The 4,661-nt window shown below is 67.8% G+C and carries 6 protein-coding genes and 1 pseudogene; 2 read left to right on the forward strand and 5 right to left on the reverse strand.

Features of this window, described 5'->3' with window-relative positions; genetic code table 11:
• Together ACK42S_RS15835 and ACK42S_RS15840 are read left to right on the forward strand one after the other, a co-directional pair.
• Window positions 1–413 (forward strand): annotated as a pseudogene (locus ACK42S_RS15835) (peptidoglycan-binding protein); the annotation flags it as partial.
• 65 nt (window positions 414–478) lie between these two features.
• Window positions 479–943, forward strand: a complete 465-nt coding sequence (locus ACK42S_RS15840; protein WP_409709710.1) for a hypothetical protein — start codon at window positions 479–481, stop codon at window positions 941–943.
• Between the two features lie 60 nt (window positions 944–1,003).
• Here the strand turns inward: ACK42S_RS15840 and ACK42S_RS15845 are convergent, their stop codons facing one another.
• The 5 genes from ACK42S_RS15845 to ACK42S_RS15865 form a co-directional block, all read right to left on the reverse strand.
• A complete protein-coding gene (locus ACK42S_RS15845; protein WP_409709713.1) occupies window positions 1,004–2,299 on the reverse strand; it encodes a hemolysin family protein in 1,296 nt (431 codons plus the stop codon).
• 34 nt (window positions 2,300–2,333) lie between these two features.
• Window positions 2,334–3,410 (reverse strand): phospholipase, encoded by a 1,077-nt coding sequence (locus tag ACK42S_RS15850; protein WP_409709716.1) that lies wholly within the window; start codon window positions 3,408–3,410, stop codon window positions 2,334–2,336.
• A 72-nt stretch (window positions 3,411–3,482) separates the two neighbouring features.
• Window positions 3,483–3,794 (reverse strand): superoxide dismutase family protein, encoded by a 312-nt coding sequence (locus tag ACK42S_RS15855; RefSeq protein WP_409709722.1) that lies wholly within the window; start codon window positions 3,792–3,794, stop codon window positions 3,483–3,485.
• Window positions 3,755–4,051, reverse strand: coding sequence for a hypothetical protein (locus tag ACK42S_RS15860; protein ID WP_409709725.1), 297 nt, complete (start codon window positions 4,049–4,051; stop codon window positions 3,755–3,757). Before ACK42S_RS15860 ends, ACK42S_RS15855 begins: the two co-directional genes overlap by 40 nt.
• A gap of 70 nt (window positions 4,052–4,121) precedes the next feature.
• On the reverse strand, window positions 4,122–4,661 hold a 540-nt coding region (locus tag ACK42S_RS15865; RefSeq protein ID WP_409709719.1), incomplete at its 5' end, for a S1 RNA-binding domain-containing protein.

Genomic DNA, 4,661 nt, shown 5'->3' on the forward strand with positions numbered 1-4,661 from the left:
CCACCACCTTGCTGCTGGTGGACAACTGTTCGGGCGTGCAGATCGCCGCCGCCGAGGGGACGGCGGGCAACTACGACTTCGGCATCTTCGGCGCGGCTCTCGGTGGCGGGGCGGGCGGTGGCGCCGGAGGGTGGTCCAAGACCCCGCAGGGCAAAGTGATCACTGCCGCGTTCGCCGACTCGTTCAACCAGATGGTCAAGGCCTTGCGCAACTACCAGGCCCAGACGGTCAAGGGAGGGCTGGGAACGGGCGGACGACTGGGTGTCCAAGGCGGCGACACCGCAGCATCGAAGGCTCTGGAGCCGCCTCGGCCGGCAGCCACCAAGCCGGCCTCGACGAGCCCGACGTCGTCCACCACCCCGCGGACCAAATCGGGCACCACGACCAAATCGGGCACCGCGACCAAGAAGTGACTTCGAACCAGGTTCAGGGAGGAACACACATGCCTGCTTTGCACCGTCCGACAGGGCGATGGGCCATGGCCCTGTGCGTGGCGGCCGGATTCTTGGCCCCTCATGGGGCGGCCCGGTCCGCGGAATTTCATCTGTTCCTCCGATGCGAGGGCAGTCTGTCGTCGGCAGACAAGAGCCGTGCGGCGCACTTGGATCTGGCGCTGCGTGACAACAACACCACGGCGCTGATCCAGCGGTCCAATGTGCTGCCGGTGGGCGAGCGTTTGCTGTACACGCCCACGCCGATGCACTACTCCATGGTGTTCAAGCTGGGGGGGCCCGGCACACGGTTGTATCTCGATTGGTTGCGGGGGACGTGGGTGATCTGGCAGCCCAACCTGAAACGGCTCGCAACCATCCGGCTGGCGATCGACCGACAGGATGGCGCCCTGGAGGGCGAGTTGCGGGACCTGAACGATGATGTCATCGGCACCATCGAGATGAGCTGCTCCGCCGTCGATCCGGAATCGCTTCCGCCCCCGAAACTGTGATCCCCGTGGGCTGAGGGGCCCTCATGGCTGCATGCACGGGCGGCCCCCCGCCCGCACCCTTCAGACCACGCGGGTGATCATCACCTGGTCGATGCGGTAGCTGTCGACGTCCATCACCTCGAAGCGCCAGCCGCCCCAGGTGAGCGCATCCGTGCGCCGAGGGATGCGGCGCAGCATCACCATCAGGAAGCCGGCCAGCGTGTCGTACTGGCCCTGGTGGGGCAGTTCGTCGAGGTCCAGAGCCCGCAGCAGGTCGGGGATGGGTGTCATCCCGTCGGCCAGCCAGGAGCCATCCTCGCGCCGCACGATCTGTTCCTCGTCGTCGTGGCCGACCAGGCTGCCCATCACGGTGCTCATCACGTCATTGAGCGTGATCACACCCACGACCAGGCTGTATTCGTTGACGATCACGGCGAAGTCCTCGTGGGCTTGGCGGAACTGGCCGAGCATCTCAGACAGCGTGAGGCGATCGGGCACGACCAGGACCTTTTTGATCAGGGACTGGCCGCTCTCGCCCTGCAGCGAGATCGGCTCGTTGCGCAGCACGCGTTGGAAGAGATCGGTCGCATCGACGTAGCCCACGACCTTGTCGATATGGCCGTCGCACACGAGGTAGGTGGAATGCGGCTGCTCGACGACGCGGGTGCGGATCAGGGCGTCGTCGTCGTCCAGCAGGAAGTACACGATGCGCTCGCGAGTGGTCATCGCGCTCTCCACGGTGCGGGTGTCGAGCTCGAAGACGTTCTCGATGACCTGCTGCTCCTGCTCGGCCAGCAGTCCGGCCTGGGTGCCGGCCTCGGCCATGGCCAGGATGTCGTCGGGGGTGATGCGCTCGTCGCGCGACACCGGCAGGCCGAAGAGCCGGAACAGCCCGGAGGCCAGGGTGTCGAAGACCCACACCAGCGGCTTGAGCAGGCGCATGCACCAGCGCATCGGGCCGATCAGCCGTGTGGCGATGCGCTCGGGTTCGATCATGCCCACGCGCTTGGGGAACAGGTCGGCGAAGACGACGAACAGGCCTGTCACGAGCAGGAAGGACAGGGCAAAGCCGATCCGCGCTGCGGTGACCGGATCCAGGAACCAAGCCAACCCTGCGGCAAGATAGGGCGTCAAGGCCCCCTCCCCCACAATGCCGCCCAGGATGGCCACGGCGTTCAGGCCGATCTGCACCACCGTGAAGTAGCTGCCGGGCTGGTCCTGCACGGCCAGCACCTCGGCGGCACGCAGGTTGCCTTCGTCGGCCATCTGGCTCAGGCGCAGGCGGCGCGAGGCGGCCAGGGAGATCTCGGCCATCGAGAAGAATGCGCTGACACCGATCAGCAAGACGATGACGATCAGGCTGGTGGTCAGACCCATCGGTTTTCCTCGGCTTCGGACGTGCAGTTCGATCTCACAGGGGTTCCAGGACATCGGCGGGGGTGCCGCGCCCCAGCCATTGTGCCCACTCCTCGGCCAGGCGCTCGCTCTCGTCCACGCAGCGCTGCCAGGCCCGGGCCCGGGCCTCGGTGTCGGTGCCGTAGCGCCTGAAGTCGCTGCGGTCGGGCAGCTTCCCGTCGGGCAGGGTGGCCACCCAGGACGGGTCGGGCGCGAGCACCAGGACGTTGTCGAGCGCCGACGTGGCCCGGTGGCGGCGGCGCAACGGCTTGTCCAGCCAGCCCGGTACGATAGCCCGCTGGAAATGGGGATACAGCACAATCCCCCCGCCCATGCTCGGATAGTTCCAGTGCAGGTGGTAGTCGGTGATGCCGCCGTCCCAGTACGCCCCCGGCGGCGCGCCCGCGATGTCGTGCACGGCCTTGAGCACGAAGGGGATGGAGCACGAGGCCAGCAAGGCGGCCTCGAAGTTGGCGGCGTCGAGCACGACGCGCCGGTGACGCAGGTCGGACAGGTCCACGGGCAGGGGTTCGCCCGGTGTGGAGAACAGCACCCGTTCCAGCCACAGCCCCAGGCCTGGACGGGCCACCGCGTTGCTCAGCGCCGCGCCGAGGTAGCCGATGGGGGTGCGCAGCGGCCCTTCCCGCCCCAGCACGTGGCGGCCGCGCGAGACCACGATGTGCAGCCGGTAGCGGGGGTGGGCGACGAGGCTCTCGACGTGGCCGTCGAAGAACCCGTGCAGCTCCTGCGCGAAGACACGACTGACCTCCTGCGCACTGGGGTAGGTCTTGCCCGGTGGCAGTTCGTAGCGCTGGTGGATGTAGTCGTGGGCCAGGGTTGCGAAACGGGCCGGGGCCTCGTCGAGCATGCCGGTGGCCATGCGCCAGGCGCCGATCGAGGCCCCCACGAGGTGCACCGTCTGGCGCGACGATGCGAGCCATTGGCCGAAGATGTGGCGGTCCAGGTGGTTCAGGATCAGGCCCTTGGGCCCGCCGGCGGCGCCGGCCACGACCCGCACGGCCTGCGGCGGCAGGCCGTGGCGCTCGATGTGGCGGCGCGCGGCCGGCCCGGCGTACAGACGCAAAGACTTCATGGGCATGAAGGGATGCAAAAAACAAGGCGCGGGGGACCGCGCCTTGCGGGGCTGCGAGAGACAGCCGACAGATTATCGCGTGTGGGCGGTGATCACACCGCAGGCGATGCGCGCGCCGGAGTTGCCGGTGGGCTGGGTGCGGTAGTCGTCGGGGTCGGCGTGCACGATGACGCCGCGCCCGATGATGTCGGCAACCCCACGTCCGATGCTCATCCCGATGAGGGTGAACCGCATGTCGGCTTCACCGTTGGCATTGCTGCGCAGGTTGGGCATGTCACCGGCATGGCGTGGCCCTTCGGGGGGGCCGTGAGGATGGCCGCCGGGGTTGAAGTGCCCCCCCGTGCTCATGCCATCGCCGCTGGAGCAATCACCCTTTTCATGGATGTGGAAGCCGTGTTCGGCGTTGGGTTTGAGCCCTTGACCCTCGCGTGGACCATGACCTGGTCGTCGCCCATCTGGTGGAACATCACGCGCCCGCTGGCGGCCTGGCCGCGTGTGGGCTCCAGCACGGCCACGGCCGAAGGGGCGCTCATCATCCGGCCATGACCCATGCCGCCGTGGGGGCCGGCACAGCCCCCCAGCGCCACAGCAGCCAGGGTGGCGGCCATCAGGCCGCCGACAGGGACATGGAAGTTGCGCATGATGCGGCTCCTTCACAACGGTGAACCCGTCCCTACGATAGACCTTCCTCGGCAGGAATGCCAGCCCTGCTCAGCGCTTGGACTGCAGTTTCGCAAACGCAGCAGCCATGGCCGATGGAACCGGGGTTTGAGCGGCGCCGCGGCCGGCGCCTGCGCGTTCCTGGCGTGCCGGGGCCCGGTAGTCATTGCCCCCGCGCCCGCCTGTGGGCGCATCGAGCTTCATCGTCAGCGAGATGCGCTTGCGGGTGAGGTCCACCTCCAGCACCTTGACCTTGACGATGTCGCCCGTCTTGACCACCTCGCGGGCGTCCTGGACGAACTTGCTGGACAGTTGGCTCACATGCACCAGGCCGTCTTGGTGCACCCCCAGATCGACGAAGGCACCGAACTGAGCGACATTGCTGACCGTGCCTTCCAGCACCATGCCGGGCTGCAGGTCCTTGATGTCCTCGACCCCCTCGTTGAAGCGGGCCACTTTGAAGTCGGGGCGCGGGTCGCGGCCGGGCTTTTCCAGTTCGCCCAGGATGTCCCTGACCGTGATGGCGCCGAACTTCTCGTCGGCGAAGGCTTCGGGCTTGAGGCTGCGGATCACATCGGCGCGGCCCATCAC

This window comes from Caldimonas sp. (assembly GCF_046289365.1).
In the GTDB taxonomy this organism is placed as follows: Bacteria; Pseudomonadota; Gammaproteobacteria; order Burkholderiales; family Burkholderiaceae_C; genus Caldimonas.